We start from the raw sequence: 16,641 nt of genomic DNA on the forward strand, positions 1-16,641 counted from the left end.
ATGACCAATAATAACGAAATAGCCAACTCTCCGAATAATCTGGTACCTGTAATTGGTACCATGCTCGCTGGTACCTTTCTGTCCAGGATGGGTTATTTCATGACCTGGCCCTATTTATCTGTAGTGCTTTACCAACAATTCAAACTCAGTGCCATAATCATCGGTACCATTTTTTTTATTACTTCGTTTATTGGCGTATTGATTGGTGTGTTTACCGGCTATTGGTCAGATAAACTGGGCCGTGAGCGTACGCTTATAACCAGTTTGTTAGTGAGTGTGGCTGGATTTTTCTTGATGGCGTACTCAAATCACCCAGCTGAATTTGCCACTGCTATGGCATGTATTGCAACAGGACGAGCATCTACGGAATCATTAAGTAAGTCTATGATTGGAGATCATATTCGTGAGGTTAGTAAAAGAGAAAAATTCCAGTATATCCGTTATTATATCGTCAATATTGGCACAGCTTTGGGCCCTCTGATCGGAACCTATGCTCTTGTCTCACAGACAGTTAACCTATTTATCATTTCTGGTCTCATTTATCTCCTGTATGCTTTAATGCTTACGGGCATAATCGTTCGCTATCCAGTGGTTAAAAGGACTGGAGAACAGATAAACCATGGCATTGGCGTTTCACTCCGAATTCTCTTCTCACAGCAGTCATTTTCCAGACTTCTTTTGTGCTTTTTTCTTGTCATGTTTACCTATGTTTCATTTGATTCTCCTTTAGTCCAGCTTCTCACTCGTCAGCATTTCCCAGATCTGACGCATACTATCAGCGCGATTTTTATGACGAATGCATTTACCGTTATTATTTTCCAGTATCCTGTTTTGTTTCTTTTACGAAGATGGAGTACGCGGAGAAAAGTTATTTTCGGGATATTTTTAATCTCGTTAGCTCAGATATTATTTATAATGGTCCGTTTTGAATTACTTACACTGATTGTTATTGCCACATTTGTACTCAGTGTGGGTGAACTCATCACAATGCCCGCATTAAGTGTCGAAGTTGATAGGCTGGCACCAGACCATCTGCGGGGAACCTCCTTTTCTCTGATAAACCTTACATCTCTGGGGACCTCATTGTGCCCACTATTCTGCGGCTTTCTCATTAATGCAGGGCTTGTGTCTGAGATGTTTATTTTTCTCTTCATAACAGGACTTATCTCTCTTCTAATTTATCGTTCCATTGAAGAATCACCAGATTATCGGGCATTTCCCCCTCCTGTTAGATGATGACACCAGAGGAATTAATGCGTATTGCTAGCAAAAGTTCTGATGTCAAAACATATCCAGTATGTAGGTGATGGCATTTTGCTTAAACTTACGCTTCTGGCTGTGAGTTCAACGGGATATTTGATAGGCGAATAGCAGACGGCCCCTGTTATCAGTATTTAATTGCCTGCGGCTTTTTTATGGCCTGCTGCATCAACGCTTCACTGACCACGCCCGGCAGCACCGTGGTGTTTTCTTCGGTGGCATTCTCCACCGGCATAACGATAATCACGGGTATGCAGTTTCAACTGGCAAGCTGATACTGAGCCTTAATCTGCTGCTTATTTTTTGAGCTTGCTGCGCCCCGCAGCAAGATTATTTTTTAACCCGTTGATTGCGGTTTTTTTACGAACTGCTGCCTGATGGCGGCAATAGCCGCACTTACCTGCTCGGCAGACGCACGATTCTCTGGCAGGACGGGAGTAGTATTTTTTGACTCAGAGAAGGATGCAGAACTGTCTGCTGGGCTGCTGACGGGCTTTGCAGTCCGCTGCGTAGAAGGCGTAACAGGAACTTTAGACAGCCGGAATTCGCCCTGTCTGGCACGTTTCAGCATGGTAAACATCCAGCCCGCTGGGTTTGCCAGGCGTCCAATGCGCAGCTGCGCCTGCAACAGGCCGCTCAGCCCTTCAGCCACCTGCACCGGCAGCGAACCGAACTGCTGACTCACCATCTGGCGGTCTTCGCTGTTTAGGCTGGCCAGAAAGCTCTCTGGCAAAACCGGCTGGTCAGGGACGTACGTTTCTTTAATCACACTGTGTGTGAAAGAACGTACGTTACGGTTCGAATTTCGAACTGGGTTGTAACTAACTGATTTCAGGCTGAGTTCGGATTCCGTACTCAGTGATTTTCGACCCTGCGCATGACTGAGTTCGGATTCCGAACTCAGTGTTAAAGGTGATTTTTCAGCTGCTTTCTGACTGAGTTCGTTTTTCGAACCCGGTCGTGCCGCGCCGTTTTTACGCATCATGGCCAGCGGCGTTGAAGGGGCATTTATGCGACTTTCAATCAACGCCAGACGGCTGTGGCGATGGCGCATACTCTTGTCCAGAAGAATGTCGTTGATGATGGCCAGCGCCGTCATGCGCACGGACTTGTTCCGGCTCAGGCAGCTCTGCTCAACCAGCGTCAGCCAGCCCGGATCAAAGGTCTCCGCATCACGGTAGCCCAGCGGCTCATCGTGTTGGGCATAGATGTTGCCGCGAACCCGGCCGCCCTCGTCGCGCACCTTTTTGCACAGGCTTATCCAGCCCGTGAGCCGTAGCATCAGCAGCGTGCGGCTCACGGTTTCACGCGAGGCTTTCTCAGAGTGCGCCGAGGCGAGCTGCGCCTGCAGTTCGTCATAGGTCGGAAACACCGCTCCCTCATTCTGCTGCGCGTAAAGCCGTATCATCACCCAGGCCGTTTTATCAAGCGGCGACAGGCGCGTGTCAAGAAAGAGCCGGCGGGGAAACGCGTCGTGGACGTTGCCCATAAACAATAGGCCGCTACGTTCCTGACCGGCGTCGCCGTTAACAGCCCTGCGCTCAAGGCTTTTTTCCATGCGTGACAGCGTGTGCGCCACGATGCTGTCGGCGGGTATGTTCATTTTTTGCTCCCCTTTTTTGCCTGAGACAGCACAGTGCCGGGATTAACCCGGCACTGTCTGGTCATCGCTGGTCGTCCGTTACCGGCGTATTTCACGGTTGTACGTCTCATGATCCATCAGCCACCACTGCCGGCCTCCGTCCTTGCTGAGAATACGCCAGCAGGGACCGACATCAATCTTGAGGTAGCCGTTGAGGGCAAGCCGCCGGAACACCTTTTTGCCGCTGCAGACCGCAAGAAACAGTTGCTGAGACCGGCGGCGAACCGACGGGGAAACCTGCTGACGCCGTGTAAAGTCGTTTAATCTCATCAGGCCTCCTTACGCAGCGCAGATACTGAGGGAACCCGTTTTGATACCTCCCGGCACCACTGGCAGACCTTCGTCCACACGGCGGTCAGCGACAGGCCGTGAAGCTCAGCCGCGAGCATCATCGCCTCCAGCGCCTTGTGTGATTCCGGCGACTCAAGCCCGGTGTTTTTCCACTCGTCCCACAGAAGCGCATCCTGCTCCTCGGTCAGAGACTGCGTCCGGCCCTGGCGGCTCTCGATGCCCATCAGCCGGCGACGGCTGCTCACGTCCGAAGGTGACATGCCAAAGTATTTGTCCATCAGCTCCATAGAACCACCCAGCTCAAGGGCGCGGTCGATCATCAGCATACGGGCCTGCTCGTTGCGGGCCTGGTTGAGTATCAGCCAGAAGTTCTCGTGGTTGAATTTGACGTCCAGAACGGACACCTTCGACTGACCGATATAGTGCAGCTCATCGAGGCTGAGGCCGCTGAGCGCCCGGATTTCCTCAACCGACAGGCCCAGCGATTCGCAGCGGCGGATATTGCCGCTCTTGAGGTCCATCAGCAGCGAGCTCAGAATGCTGGCTGTAGCGCCGGGAAGGTTTTGCTGGTTCACAGACCACCTCCCGTACTGACCTGGCTGGTCAGTTCGATTGCATCAAAGAGCCAGCCCGACAGGCAGGCCCCCAGTAAGAGTGTGTTAATCATTACGCGTGTCTCCCGCCGTAAGCTGCTTATTAGCCTGCGCCCCTGTCAGGCCGTGACTGAGTTCGGCCTGACGGCCTGCAAACCATCCCGCCGTGCGTGCCGACATGTTGCCGCGGCAGTTTTTCGCCTCGCGCGTGACAAGCGCGGAGAAAGCCTGTCCCGAATGCCGCTGCGCCAGCCAGCGCTGCAGCACCTGATTCTCACCGTCAGGCGTGCTGAAGGACTGCAGAACCTGCCACACGCCGGAGACCCAGCCTTCACGGAATTGGTCGGCGCGGCCGCGCAGCGTGCTCCTGAGAATGCGGCGCTTGCGGTAAGTAGACATATGGATGTCGGTTGCCGCCCGCAGCTTGCGCTGCAGGACGGTATAAATATAGAGGGCCAGCTCGGGGCGCTCGCCGAAGCCGTAAAAATGAAGTGACCGGCGTATCATGCGCAGTCCGCCCGGGCTCACATAGCCGTACCAGCCAAACCAGCACCGGCAGCCCGTGGCCATGCACACCACCGTGGCCAGCGAGTGCATCCAGGCGGGCACTTTCTCGGCGTTGCTGGTCAGCTGTTCGCAGACCGATTCACCTATCTCACTCAGCGTAATCTGTTCGTCATTCAGGCCGTGACGGCGCATAAGCCGCTGGGCCAGCGCAACCGCCCGGGCGGCTTCATGGTCGTTGCTGTTCTTCGCCCCAAGGGCCATAAGGCGACGGATGCGCCGGGTGAGTTTTGACTTATCTGCCATGACGACCCCTACCGTTACCGCCCGCCATGTGGCGGCTCTTTTTCTCCTCGAGATACTGGCAGTCGGCGCAGAGTTCCGCACCCGGCACAGCACGCTGACGGGCAAGAGGAATGTCAGCACCGCAGCACTCACAGAACTCGTTTGACGGCCTGTCAGAGCGGAGCTGCGAGCGGACGGCATCAATACCGCGCTGAATGAATAAAGCCGTACTGGCCTGTGCCATTTCGTCATTCAGGTCATCAGACATTTTCTCCCCCTTTTGCGGCAAGGCGCTGCAGCTCTCGCAGGCGGCGAACGATGCGGATAAGGCGCATCATTTTGACCACCATGACGTCGTCAAATACCGGCGTGTCAGCCGGTTTATGTGAACCAAAAAAATTGAGACAGAACATGAACATGTTGCACTGCTGATTGGGCAGGCAGCCGGACAGGCCTGAAAGGAACAGGCTGAATTCTCTGCTGCTGCCGGATACGGAAAAACCGGCAGACTTAGGGCTTTTGTCCTCACTGATGTCGCTTACACAGCCCATACCCTCGGCAATTTCGTAGACCAGCCGATAGGCCATGTCTTGGAGATGCTCAACATCATCCTGCATAGCCGGGATCAGCCAGATGTCGCTGACGGGCTCAAGACCGGTTTCGGCAAAGGTCACGGAGCCGGTACATACAGGCACCGTATTCTCCTTATCATCGAACGCAGAAATAAGGGAAAGGCTGTCCGAAGAAACTATTTCAGCGCCGTGCTCAATGTTTGTGTTTACTGCATCACCGGTAAAAACAGGGCGGCCACCGAACAGGTCATTCTGGATTTCACTTCTGGGAAGGCTACCGGCGCTGATGCCAGTGCTGTCTGGCAGCACTGTAAGGCCAACTAGCTCAGGAGCGGGGTCGGGGCGGGTTGAACCAGTGAGGGTGCCTGAGCGCAGGCCGGTGACGGGCGTGACGGCGGTCGGGTCATCCGGAAGTACGGTGACAGGTGGAGCCTTCCCGCCAGAACCTTCTGACAGGCGAGTGGGCGTCAGCGACGGCATGGCGGGAGGCTCACCAAACTGCTCGCGGCGCTTCTGCTCCTTAGGGTCGAGCTCAATCAGCCAGCGGTCATAGTTGAGGCTGGGGTGTGGCAGAGCTTTTAACAACTGGCCGATGAACTCATCTCTGAAAACTTCCAGGGAATAGCTGTCCGGCTCATCAAACACACGGCAGGTTTCTCCAAAAACGTCATCGAGAGTGACCCTGGGTTTGACGTCGCCACTGAAAGATTTCCAGACCTTCAGTGCTGAGGAACGCAGGCTGAGCAATGGCATAACCTGCCCGCGACTCATTCCGCTTTCCAACATGCGGGGCATATACGGGTAAATATAATTCAGCGTGTCTTCCATTCTACTGACACTTGAATTATCAATTGGATAACCTTCTTTACCCAACAGTTCCGAAAGTTCCCTTAAGGTAACACTACGTCCTAACTGCTCTTCATAGATAACCCGGGCCTTATGAACACCAAAAGCTTTATCGATGAAGATGAGATCTCCCCTGACCTCATTTTCAGCCAGATGACCAATGAGACATTTAAGGCGCCCCGGCCATGGTTTGAAGATAGTGTGAACACGAAAAAAACGGTCATCACCCGTCTCCTGCCAGAGTTCACACAGTATTTGATAGCGGGTATTCCCGCCATCGCTGAATATATAGACGCCATCACCGTCCGGATCTAGGGTGACTTTAGGTACAGAGTCCAGACCTCGCGCCCTTACAGAAGCCTTTATATCTTCGTAACGGGGATTTTTTGCATTGCGGGGGTTGTCCGGATTGGGCCGGAGCTGATCAAGTGTCAACACCATGGCCATTTCGCTAGCCGGTACGAGCGGCGAGGCTGCACCGTCACTCTGCTGTACAGGCGATTTCCCCCGCTGCAGCATCGCTGTGCCCAGGTTCAGGTTGCGCACGTTACTCATGCAGACCTCCCGGCATCGACCTGGAGATTTTCAAAGCGGGTGTACCGGCCCTCAAAGCGCAGGCGCAGAGTGCCGGTAGGGCCCTGGCGCTGCTTGCCGATGATGAGTTCAGCCAGGCCTTTATCCGGGGAGTTTTCGTTGTAAACCTCGTCACGGTAAACAAAGATAATGACGTCAGCATCCTGCTCAAGCGCCCCCGAGTCACGCAGATCGCCGTTGTTGGGCCGCTTATCTGCCCGGCTCTCCAGTGCACGGTTCAACTGGGAAAGTGCAACAATCGGGCAGGCCATCTCTTTCGCAAGTGCTTTGAGGGAGCGTGATATCTCGGCAATTTCCTGGGTGCGGTTTTCCTGATCCGGACAGCGCATGAGCTGCAGGTAGTCGAGGCCAATGATGGAAGGGTTGCCGTAACGTCGGGCAGTACGTCGCGCACGGACGCGAAGCATCGCCGGCGTCAGCCCGCTGGTATCATCGATGAGCAGGCGATCTTTAATATCCTCTGTCAGCAATTTGAAAACACCTGAGACGCGGGCCCAGTCTTCCTGGTCCATCATTCCGCTTTTCATGCGGGTCAGGTCAACGTTACCGAGCGACGACACCACGCGCATCAGAATCTGTTCTTCTGGCTGTTCCAGACTGTAAAACTGGCCGTTGGATTCTGTTTTTTTCATCAGAGAATTCATGATGATATTGATGAGGAACGCAGTCTTTCCCATGGAGGGGCGTGCCGCGACGAGAACGAGGTCACCTGGCTGAAGACCGCTGGTGAAAGCGTCCAGCTCGTCAAACCCCGTCGGCGTGCCGGTAATACCATCGGACGTCTGACAGCGTCGTTCCAGCTCGGCTGCCAGTTTTTCCAGTCCGTCTATGATGGTCACGCCCTGTTGCGGCTCGGCCCGCTCTGCCAGCTGCATGATTTTCTGCTCGGCCGTTTCCATCGCGACAGCGATGTCAGCGCCTGGCGCGGTGGCTGATTCATGTATCTCACTACCGATGGCTGCCAGCTGGCGACCGCGACTGTAACGAGCCACGATGTCGCAGTAGTGCGTAATGTTGGCCACGCTCGGGGTGTTCTTGACTAGCTCGGCCAGATAGGCAAAACCGCCCAGCAGTTCAAGTGAGTCTTTGCCCCGGCTTTCAATACTTTCAGACAGCGTAAGCAGGTCAATAGGCCGGCCTACCGCCACGAGGTGCGACATTGACCTGAAGATTTCGCGATGAACCTTATTGAAGAAATCATCGGCGCTGATGCGCAATACAACTTCATCCCAGCAGTCATTGTCCAGCATCAGGCCGCCAATGACGCTCTGTTCCGCATCCCGTGAGTACAGTCCGGGAATGTTCCGGCGGTTATCAGACATGAACCCCTCCGCTAACAGTAAAGGCGTCAAAGCGATCTTTAAACTCGGGAAACAGTTCGCAGGCAAGTTTATGCATGGAATCTAAAGCGGAATCACTCTTGCGGGATGTTTTCTTTTCAAGCCGGTGAACCGGTAATCCGGATGCATGACCCTGCTTGTAAACATCTAGGTCATAGATGCGCGTCTGTAGCATCTCTATGCGGATTTTGTCTGAATGCTGACTGTAACCCCCGCTAAGAATGATGCTCTCAGCCTGTTCGACCGTGGTTTTAGCCAGAAGCGTATAATCCATGCAGTTCACGAGCATACGTATAGCGGGAAGGTTAATACCAAAGGCCCGGTAAGGTATAAGCTCCTCCATCAGTGCAACCGTACCACGAAGAAACTCACGCACATCTGGCAGTGCAGGTTTGACCATTCCTATCATTTCACCGGTGGCAGCCAGAATTATCAGCTCGGACATCACTGAACGCGATCCCTGAGAATCAATCAGGATGACGTCATACTGGCTGAATACTGAATTTGACAGTGCATTGCGTAGACGAACGCGTCCGTCAGCAACATTGAGCATGTAGGTTGGCAGAAGGTTGCGGGGGTCATTTGAAATGATGACATCCAGATTGTTGATAGACGTACGGGAAATAATGCTATCGCTGATGGAAAGGTCGACGGTCTGCATGAGCAATTCGTAAAGACCGCAGGGCGCTTCGTAAGTTAGAGGGTAGATACTGCTGGCGGTAGGCTGGGCATGGTCACCATCGATGATGAGAACTTTCAGACCTGCATCGGCCAGAAATCCACCAAGATTAGCGGTTTGAGTGGACTTACCTTCACCGCCCTTTGTCGAGACGACAGGGATAACTTTAACCCTTGAAGGATTTGCGCAATTTATTGATTTTGAATGCATTTAATCTTACCTGTTATTGAACAGGTTCGACTTAACATATTGATAACTTTTGGCCGCGAAATTTAACACTACGACACGGGGATTGAAAATCCCCGTGTCCCTGGTTCGATTCCGGGTTCGGGCACCATATTGTTGTCTTGGGATAGCTTAGTCAGTCCGGAGACATAAAAAATCAGTACGTTAAATCAACCCGATGATATCACTGAATATCAGCGGGTTTTTTTATATCTGGGTTTTGGAGCATAGCTGCAAGCTCGTGGGTTCGATAAACGCTGGACCCCAATCAATACGCCATCCGCACTGACATGCTGCCCGATAAACCTGACAAGCTGCAGCAACATCATTCAACGAAAAACCTCATGCTCTGGCAACCCATGCAAGCACGACACGCGTCGCCAGTAGGGTTGTATTTCGGGATTACCCTCCCGGCAGGTGATTTTGCAGATGTGGGGGGAAATGGCGTTCGGTAAAGGCCCGCAAACAGTTTTATGCGGTTTAGCGAAGCGTGACGCTAATATCGGATCCGCCCTGCAAAACCTTGTGAGGGAATAACGTGATCGCGGCCTGTCCATTGATTAGCTAACAGGAATCCGTCTCGGAGTGCTGCGAGTTGCTGATTTCAGGCTCTGATTTTTTCTGGCGGAAAAGAATATTCATCGCTGTTTAGATAAATTTATGCACAACGGACACGTCTTAAAGTGTGATGTCAGTCACCTGAGAACAGAGCCTGACATTTTTTTCAATGTGTGACCGACGCATTACTGAAAATGGACGGGCGTACAGGGCATTTAATTCTCTGCCAAATACATTTAATGCAGCCAGACCGAAACTGGCTAGCCCTGATTATGACTGGCTTAAACTCGGGGTCAGGATCAGACGTTAGGATATAATGATAAGGTTAAATCTGATTGAGGCGGCGCGGTGCCAGAGCGCTAACGGCGAAATCCGTTCTACATCAATTATTCATAAAAAACGAAAGTCAGTCGTAAAGTATAGGCAATAAAAACTTTAAAAAGAGGGTGACATATAACATCACCCTCTTTAACTTCCAGTTTTACATAAACCAATTACTTACAACGTTGTTTTTATCAAACCATACGGATAAATAATCACTATGTTGCTCCGTATTGCCAGTCAGTTTGCCGGATGCTTTTGTCATTGAATCAGAGGCATTTTGTGCACCCGAAGCCATGCCAACGGCGCTGGAGAGAGCACTGGCACCCGGGATATATCCCAGAACACTTGATGCAGTGCTTAAGTTTCCACCCTTGTAGTAACGCCAGGTGACCGAACCATCTGAGGATGAACTTTGATCGTCAGGCACACCATAAAGCGCTTTAACTTCAGCCTGTGTGGTTTTGTTGACTATGATATGGGACGAAACGTAAGTGCGGCTAAATTTATCCTCCCCACCCGATGTGCTACATCCTGTCAATACGAACATTATTGTGAAAAGAAACATGATGCTTTTCATTTTTTTCTCCATGAGTTGTGAACGACTGACCGTTTTATGGAATCGATAAAAAAGGTGAGTTAGCTTTTGTTAATATTGAATGTCTTGAGCTTGAATAAACATCCGCTAGCACCGCTTACAGGCTTCGCGTCAACAGGTATAGAAGTAAGAAAATCACCGGCAGTACTGACAGAACATCCCTGTGTATCCATTGGTGAATCATCAAATCCCCATTTTAATCCACCTGACCACATACAGACCTCTTGTTTACCATTACTCCAGGCAGTACAGGGAATATTTTTATATTGCTTTTCTCCCGTTATTTTCCAGCCGACAGACTGGGCATTCTGATGATTTTGAATGCGACTGTCGCTGTCGATAGCCTGATACATTCCTTCCTCTGCAGCATCTTTAACTTCGTTTTGGTCTGTGTGTTCTTCGAGTGTAATCAAACAGGCATGTTGAGCATCCTCACCCTCAGCGCTCATCGTCCAGCTGACTTCCCTAGCAACCTGATGATGTCCATCAATGGATATCTCTACCTCTCCCTTACCCAGCCTGGCCTCATCCTGCGCTGAAAGCGCTTTGAAAGGCATGCCGGCCCCTTTGCAGGCATCAAGTTTCACTTGATAATTCTTGCGTGCAAGGTTTTCTCCATTTGGCAACCACTCCCATTCCAGTACCACGTGCATTGTAGGAAGCGCGTTAGCACTGCTATCTGATTGAGAGGCTTTGTCACCATTTTCTTTAAGATCTTCCTGATTAGCGGAGACAGGTAATATTCCAGTGGATTGGGCATAAGCGCCTCCGCCAGAAAAAGTCAAAACATTAAACGCTATAAGCGCTGAAAAAAATGCTTTTATGCTGTGATTGGGAAAAGCTATTTTTGAGTTATTTATAAAGCATAATTGCGTGTTTTGTTTGCCTTTTTTCATTTTAACCTTCAAGTATTCTGTTGCCCTGGAACTTTAAGGAAAGTGAATATCAGGTCAATCTGGCATCATCGTTTGATCTGGTATCAATATGATCATCAGATAGCTTTAATGTTGATTTGGCTATCGCTGTGTCTGGAATTAGCTTCGCGTCTTCAGGCCTTTTCGGACAATCGCCAGAAGAATACCATCGGGTTATTAAGCCATTCTTAACGAGAAAACGTTGAACGCAGGTTGCATACTCAGAGATATAATCCCATGGGGTTGAGTCGCTACCCTTTAATAGCCACCTGTAGAGATAAGCGTGTATGCTGCTGCCATGACTCGGGGTTTGGCTGCTTTGTGGTGGTCCCCATGACATAATAAGGTCATCTGCCGATGCTCCTACCCATGATGCAGCAATATCCGACCTTGTCTGATATCGTTGATTCATCATTAAATGACTCAGGGGCGATGCTGCACATCCATTTAGCGATTTTAAGGTTAACAACGCAGAAAGTCTTTTCATTTCTCTCTCCAGACAGAAGTGAAAGCTATCAAGTGTGTCAATGTAAAACATTATTGAATGTTGCTAAATTGTAACCTTTCTATGCTTTTTTTATGGTTAATGCAAGCGCAAAACTTACAAAAAATTACATAGGCTGCTATTAATTTAAATCTGAAGGATTGCCGATAACGTTACCCCTTTGTTTTTTTGATCTTTTTTATTAAATACTTTTTTTTGAATCGTTTAATTCCTTCGAATTTCTTTCCAGTTCTGCAAACTCGCGTTTCATGCATTCGATTCAGAATTATTAATTTATATTCTGACTGTTCATTATCACAGAAAGAATCCGGACCGGACGCCTTTATCCCAGCGTGAAACTGTGGGTTGGGGTATCGAGGGGGAGTGCGAGACGGGAAACAGAATGGCTGTTATCAACGACCTGTTTCACTGCTTCGATTTTAAACGCTTCGGGATAACGCTTACCGCTCATGGACACCTCTCCTTAAGTCATTCCAACTGACGCTGAGGTAGCGGTTAAACCCGTGGCGATTCACACAAAATGGGGGGCACTTCTTTAAAAGGCATCAGGCCACACGCTATCGCGGCTATTTTGGCATTCGTCTGTCGTTCAGCTTACGACATCTGGAAAGAACGCGAGTCTGAAGCCACTTATTATGATGTCCTTGATGGCGTTTTTTCCCCTAATCAAAGAAGGGATGAATTACGCTTGCGTATCATAATCCATCAATCTCATGGGTCGTTGACCGATGCTGGCATTGATCAACGCGATAAAACCCAACCAGCGTGCTATTCTTTCGCGTTTCAACTGGACGTGACGACATGCCAGACGGGTTATTATATCGCTCAAGGATACTGACTGAATCTGGCAAAATCACAGAGCGTTGGCTGATGGCATTCAACAGCCCGCGCTCTTATGCATGCCTTAACAAACTGGCGCTGGAAAAACGGCGCCTGATGCTGGCGATCCGGAAATCTCAAAACCAGGTAAAGTTAACACAACAACATGCCCCGCCCTGCACCAGAAGGCCTGGTAATGAATAATAAAAAAGGCGACAGTGTTAATCTTAAAAAAAACGTAATCTGTAGAGCATATAAAGCACCAGATAGGCCGCTCTGGCATTGACATTCATGACATGATACTTCACTTTCTCGCTTCTGTTTAACAGCCCCAGGACATTCTCAGGATAACGCTTCTCTTTAATACGCTTGATGCTATTACGCACCTCATTGATATTCAGCGTGGTGTAGTACATCGCGGTCACGATCTGCATATCCAGCGTCAGCTTACGTTTGGTTATTCCAGTAGAAAAGCGGGTCATATCGCCATGTTTATACTTAACCAGCAGCCTTTGATATAAGTCGTTGAGATAATGTTTACGATCGAGCAGCTCTTCATACAGTACGCGTTTCTTTGAAAGCGAGTTCTCTACATCATCATAGTGATAGGAGGCACTGTCGAAAACAAACAGGTTATCGATGTAGTAGAAATAGTTAAGATTAAACAGGAGATCTTCACTCATTGAAATGCCTTTAGTGAAGCGAATACTAAAATCATCGATAATTTTTTTTCTGTAACACTTGTTATGAAGATAACCAATATTATCGCTTAGCTCTATCTCGCCCAGGACGGCCGGAATCTCGGGTTGCGTAAAATAACCGTAAGTCGTAAGGTCGCCCACGCGATCGCACTTGAGGTTCCCTACCATCAGATCAACAGGTTGTGGAATGTCTGAGTAAAGGTGCTGATGAAATACAGCAAGGAAATCACTGTCAACCCAGTCGTCGGAATCGATAAAGATAACATAGTCACCCGATGCCGCTTCCAATCCAGTATTGCGGGCGACGCTAACCCCGGCATTATCCTGAGTAATGACTTTAACATTATTGTACTGTTTGAACTCCTCAAGGATCGCAGCGCAGTTATCTTTACTGCCATCATTGACCAGAATGATTTCAAAATTTTTAAATGTCTGGAGAAGAAGGCTTTGCAGCGTACGCATCACCGTTTTCTCGGCATTATAAACCGGTATTATTATACTGAATAAATATTTATCATTCATTTTAAAACCTCGTAACCAGCATACGTCATGGCACTATCGGGCAGAGGAAAACTGGCGCTGTTTAGCCGCCTTCATTCCTTATCTCCCTGGAGAAAATGAGCTTTTTAATTATTTATAAATCCACAATCACAGTATAAAAGCGCTAAATTAAACTGACTGTAAACAGGTATAATTCCGGCAACGAAGATCGGTAATTAACCTTAATCAAATACTGTAGATAAAATAATGAATAAAGGCATATGTACGCCTCCCGCAGGTTTGCAGGATTATTAAAAATAATATTTACCTGAAGCCTATCGACAATCGACGAGGAAATTAAATCTCAATGAATGTATTTCAATATGATGAAAGGTATTATTCCTCAAAAATAATAATACCTTTCATAAAACTTTAACTTATCGGCCAGAAAATAACGTTCGATTAATCAGCAACCATAATTTACCCGGCTGAATGAATATTTTATGAATATTCATCATCGGCTGGCCACGGAAAAAATAATTAAGCACGGTGAAAGCCATAAACTCGGTCATGACAACGCTTATCGCCGCTCCGGTGATGCCAAACAGCGGCACCAACGTTACCGTCGTTGCCAGGCACACCACCAACACACAAAACGTTTTTTTGATCAGATAACGATAACCGTTGTACTTGATGATGAATCTGTCCATTACGCTGCTCAGCACACCGAACATGGCTCCAACGCTTAACAGCACCATGGGTGCAATCGCTTCGGTGTAGGCCGCGCCATAGAAATGCGCTATAAACCACGGGCCGACAAGAATGATGCCAAGGATCACACCAAGTGAGACAGCAATGACCAGCAACTGCAGTTTTTGGGCCCGTACCACGGCCACGTCAGGATCGCGTTCGGCAAACAGAGCCGGATAGAAAGAAGCCAGCAGCGCATTAGGCAAGAACACCCACGCCACCGACAACGTCATCGCGACCGAAAAAATACCCGCCTCTTTCAGACCTAAAAACCATGAGACGCTGAGCTGACTGAGTCGGGTGTAAATAGTAATTGCGATAACCGACATCACCAGCGAACGCCCGGCCTGAAGGATATAGCGGCTGTAACGGCGAATATGGCTCAGCCTGGGAAGCGATGGTCGCACCTGAGAACGCCTGTGATACCAGCCAAATACGCAAATTTTAATAACGAAAGGAATAAAAGTGGCCAGAACAATAGGAATCGCCAGCAACTCAGGTGCGAGCTGGTAGTACGAAATACCATAGCGAATGCCCAGACTGATGAGCAGTCCGGTCAGATTCGCGATGACATTCAGCCTGGCATTCAGCACCGCTTCGTTATAGATGTTAATCAGGTCGATAGCCGAAAAGAGACAGGCCAGCGCGGCGGCGCAGATAAAGACAAAAGCCTGAGCACTCATCTCCTCACGCATCACGATGATGCCAATCACAGACAATACGCAGTAGATGGTAAAGACCAGCATGACGGCGGGCACCATAAGCCGGATGCCGGAGCGGTGATTCTGCGCAATGCGTTTGAGCAGGATGACGTCGCAGCCCATCATGGCGACCGACTGAATAAACTGGAATATCAGCATCGAAATCGCGATGACGCCGAACGTCACAGGCCCCACGTATTTCGCCACAAAAGAGGTGACGAACATCAGCCCAAAGACGGCAACCAGCTTCTCAATAATCATCCACAGGGAGTTTTGTAGCTTCTGTTTCACGACCGTGCCCTCAGCACATTCTGTGCGAAGTGACGCAGCCCCGATACCAGCCGCGGAGACAGAAAGAAGAAGGTGAAGTACAGGCTCCATGCATCCGGAATGACACCAGCGGCGCAATAAGCACGGTAATGTTGACGGTAGAGATCGATGTATTGCTTAACAAACTCAGCGTTGAACTCCCTACTGTGCAGTGCTTTGTAAATGTGCGAAGCGGTCACTTTCAGGAACAAAAAGTAGTAAAAGCGTTCATGGGGGCGCAGCAGCAACATTTTAATTCCGGCAAACGCCCGGACATAGGTGAAGTGTTTTTCTTTTAGATCCGAACGCGTGGCAGAGTTTCTTGATTCGACATAGTGATAAACCACACGACGGCTAAACACGACCTGCCCGTGGCGCGCAGCGGACAAATAGCTGATGACAAACAACAGATCTTCAAAGTTAAAGATATCTTCACGGAAGCGCAACTGCTGCTGCTGCACGATGTCTCTGCGGAAAAACTTATCGCAAAGACCGTGCCTGGGTGTGTGATACAGCAGTTCACTAATCGCCTTATCCGCGCTCATACAGCGTTGTGTGTCGTTTTCTGTTACCTCTGACAGAGGTTCCCCATCATGAGAAAACGTACGCGATTCGCCTACGGCTAACATCACATCGTCCTTCATCAGCATCAGCCAGGTATCAAGTACACGTGGGGGCAAGAAATCGTCAACATCAACGAAAGAAATAAAGGTACCCTTTGCGGCGTCCAGCCCACGGTTACGCGCTGAAGATACCCCGCCATTAGGCTTATCGATAATCAACACACCAGGATAATTCTGGTATTCATTCAACAGTTCAAGTGAATTATCGCTGGATCCATCATTCACCAGAATCAGTTCACAGCGTTCAGCCTGTGGCTGCTTAAGAATACTCTCAACGCAGCGGGCAATAAATTCGGCGCCATTATAAACGGGCACAATAAATGACACTAAAGGGCCCTGCTGATTATTAATCATATAACCTCTGGTGTGACAAATTTATTAAAATGTAATGCAGAGAGAGGGCCAGATAGTCCCAACTATTTTTTATTTGAACAATTTTTGGCTACTCTAAATCAGTCGTATGTAGGCACATCGTCAATTTTTGTATCAAAATGTTTTCAAGAGATTCAGGTATAGAAAAAACCTAATAAA

14 protein-coding genes and 2 pseudogenes are annotated in these 16,641 nt (G+C 49.2%); 1 reads left to right on the forward strand and 15 read right to left on the reverse strand.

The window, feature by feature from the left end:
- On the forward strand, window positions 1–1,236 hold the full coding sequence (locus GKC68_RS20500; protein ID WP_239642641.1) for an MFS transporter: 1,236 nt from the start codon (window positions 1–3) through the stop codon (window positions 1,234–1,236).
- Between the two features lie 151 nt (window positions 1,237–1,387).
- On the opposite strand, the pseudogene GKC68_RS20505 reads toward GKC68_RS20500, so the two are convergent.
- The 15 genes and pseudogenes from GKC68_RS20505 to GKC68_RS20575 all read right to left on the reverse strand — a co-directional run.
- Window positions 1,388–1,510, reverse strand: a pseudogene (locus GKC68_RS20505) (DsbA family protein); the annotation flags it as partial.
- An 87-nt stretch (window positions 1,511–1,597) separates the two neighbouring features.
- A complete protein-coding gene (locus GKC68_RS20510) occupies window positions 1,598–2,863 on the reverse strand; it encodes an STY4528 family pathogenicity island replication protein (RefSeq protein WP_028722019.1) in 1,266 nt (421 codons plus the stop codon).
- 78 nt (window positions 2,864–2,941) lie between these two features.
- The gene (locus tag GKC68_RS20515; protein ID WP_028722020.1) at window positions 2,942–3,172 is read right to left on the reverse strand and encodes a hypothetical protein; all 231 of its coding nucleotides are present in this window, start codon (window positions 3,170–3,172) and stop codon (window positions 2,942–2,944) included.
- Entirely contained in the window at window positions 3,172–3,768 is a 597-nt protein-coding gene (locus tag GKC68_RS20520; RefSeq protein ID WP_028722021.1) for a DUF2857 domain-containing protein, read from the reverse strand. The genes GKC68_RS20515 and GKC68_RS20520 overlap by 1 nt, the downstream gene beginning before the upstream one ends.
- A gap of 84 nt (window positions 3,769–3,852) precedes the next feature.
- A complete protein-coding gene (locus GKC68_RS20525; protein WP_028722022.1) occupies window positions 3,853–4,596 on the reverse strand; it encodes a DUF2786 domain-containing protein in 744 nt (247 codons plus the stop codon).
- Window positions 4,586–4,843 (reverse strand): TraR/DksA C4-type zinc finger protein, encoded by a 258-nt coding sequence (locus GKC68_RS20530; protein WP_104933041.1) that lies wholly within the window; start codon window positions 4,841–4,843, stop codon window positions 4,586–4,588. The genes GKC68_RS20525 and GKC68_RS20530 overlap by 11 nt, the downstream gene beginning before the upstream one ends.
- Window positions 4,836–6,548, reverse strand: coding sequence for a ParB family protein (locus tag GKC68_RS20535; RefSeq protein ID WP_342656455.1), 1,713 nt, complete (start codon window positions 6,546–6,548; stop codon window positions 4,836–4,838). The genes GKC68_RS20530 and GKC68_RS20535 overlap by 8 nt, the downstream gene beginning before the upstream one ends.
- A complete protein-coding gene (dnaB-PI, locus tag GKC68_RS20540; protein ID WP_128391822.1) occupies window positions 6,545–7,909 on the reverse strand; it encodes an SPI-7-type island replicative DNA helicase in 1,365 nt (454 codons plus the stop codon). Before dnaB-PI ends, GKC68_RS20535 begins: the two co-directional genes overlap by 4 nt.
- Complete coding sequence (locus tag GKC68_RS20545; protein WP_342656456.1) at window positions 7,902–8,816, reverse strand: ParA family protein; 915 nt, start codon at window positions 8,814–8,816, stop codon at window positions 7,902–7,904. The genes dnaB-PI and GKC68_RS20545 overlap by 8 nt, the downstream gene beginning before the upstream one ends.
- A gap of 1,054 nt (window positions 8,817–9,870) precedes the next feature.
- Window positions 9,871–10,290, reverse strand: coding sequence for a hypothetical protein (locus GKC68_RS20550; RefSeq protein ID WP_028723134.1), 420 nt, complete (start codon window positions 10,288–10,290; stop codon window positions 9,871–9,873).
- A gap of 59 nt (window positions 10,291–10,349) precedes the next feature.
- Window positions 10,350–11,204, reverse strand: a complete 855-nt coding sequence (locus GKC68_RS20555) for a hypothetical protein (RefSeq protein WP_064366281.1) — start codon at window positions 11,202–11,204, stop codon at window positions 10,350–10,352.
- An 825-nt stretch (window positions 11,205–12,029) separates the two neighbouring features.
- Window positions 12,030–12,178 (reverse strand): annotated as a pseudogene (locus GKC68_RS20560) (transposase); the annotation flags it as partial.
- Window positions 12,179–12,773: 595 nt separating this feature from the next.
- Window positions 12,774–13,769 (reverse strand): glycosyltransferase, encoded by a 996-nt coding sequence (locus tag GKC68_RS20565; protein ID WP_342656457.1) that lies wholly within the window; start codon window positions 13,767–13,769, stop codon window positions 12,774–12,776.
- Window positions 13,770–14,164: 395 nt separating this feature from the next.
- Window positions 14,165–15,469: an oligosaccharide flippase family protein gene (locus tag GKC68_RS20570; protein ID WP_342656458.1), complete on the reverse strand. Its 1,305-nt coding sequence runs from the start codon at window positions 15,467–15,469 to the stop codon at window positions 14,165–14,167.
- Complete coding sequence (locus tag GKC68_RS20575) at window positions 15,466–16,464, reverse strand: glycosyltransferase (RefSeq protein WP_047714766.1); 999 nt, start codon at window positions 16,462–16,464, stop codon at window positions 15,466–15,468. Before GKC68_RS20575 ends, GKC68_RS20570 begins: the two co-directional genes overlap by 4 nt.
- Window positions 16,465–16,641: the final 177 nt, after the last annotated feature.

Origin of the sequence: Pantoea sp. RSPAM1, assembly GCF_038816185.1 — a bacterium.
GTDB classification, from domain to species: domain Bacteria; phylum Pseudomonadota; class Gammaproteobacteria; order Enterobacterales; family Enterobacteriaceae; genus Pantoea; species Pantoea ananatis.

Coding starts and splice junctions, on each gene's coding strand:
- GKC68_RS20535 (WP_342656455.1), bottom strand. CDS start 6,548: ATGAGTAACGTGCGCAACCTGAACCTGGGCACAGCGATGCTGCAGCGG.
- GKC68_RS20545 (WP_342656456.1), bottom strand. CDS start 8,816: ATGCATTCAAAATCAATAAATTGCGCAAATCCTTCAAGGGTTAAAGTT.
- GKC68_RS20525 (WP_028722022.1), bottom strand. CDS start 4,596: ATGGCAGATAAGTCAAAACTCACCCGGCGCATCCGTCGCCTTATGGCC.
- dnaB-PI (WP_128391822.1), bottom strand. CDS start 7,909: ATGTCTGATAACCGCCGGAACATTCCCGGACTGTACTCACGGGATGCG.
- GKC68_RS20500 (WP_239642641.1), top strand. CDS start 1: ATGACCAATAATAACGAAATAGCCAACTCTCCGAATAATCTGGTACCT.
- GKC68_RS20530 (WP_104933041.1), bottom strand. CDS start 4,843: ATGTCTGATGACCTGAATGACGAAATGGCACAGGCCAGTACGGCTTTA.
- GKC68_RS20555 (WP_064366281.1), bottom strand. CDS start 11,204: ATGAAAAAAGGCAAACAAAACACGCAATTATGCTTTATAAATAACTCA.
- GKC68_RS20515 (WP_028722020.1), bottom strand. CDS start 3,172: ATGAGATTAAACGACTTTACACGGCGTCAGCAGGTTTCCCCGTCGGTT.
- GKC68_RS20510 (WP_028722019.1), bottom strand. CDS start 2,863: ATGAACATACCCGCCGACAGCATCGTGGCGCACACGCTGTCACGCATG.
- GKC68_RS20575 (WP_047714766.1), bottom strand. CDS start 16,464: ATGATTAATAATCAGCAGGGCCCTTTAGTGTCATTTATTGTGCCCGTT.
- GKC68_RS20565 (WP_342656457.1), bottom strand. CDS start 13,769: ATGAATGATAAATATTTATTCAGTATAATAATACCGGTTTATAATGCC.
- GKC68_RS20550 (WP_028723134.1), bottom strand. CDS start 10,290: ATGAAAAGCATCATGTTTCTTTTCACAATAATGTTCGTATTGACAGGA.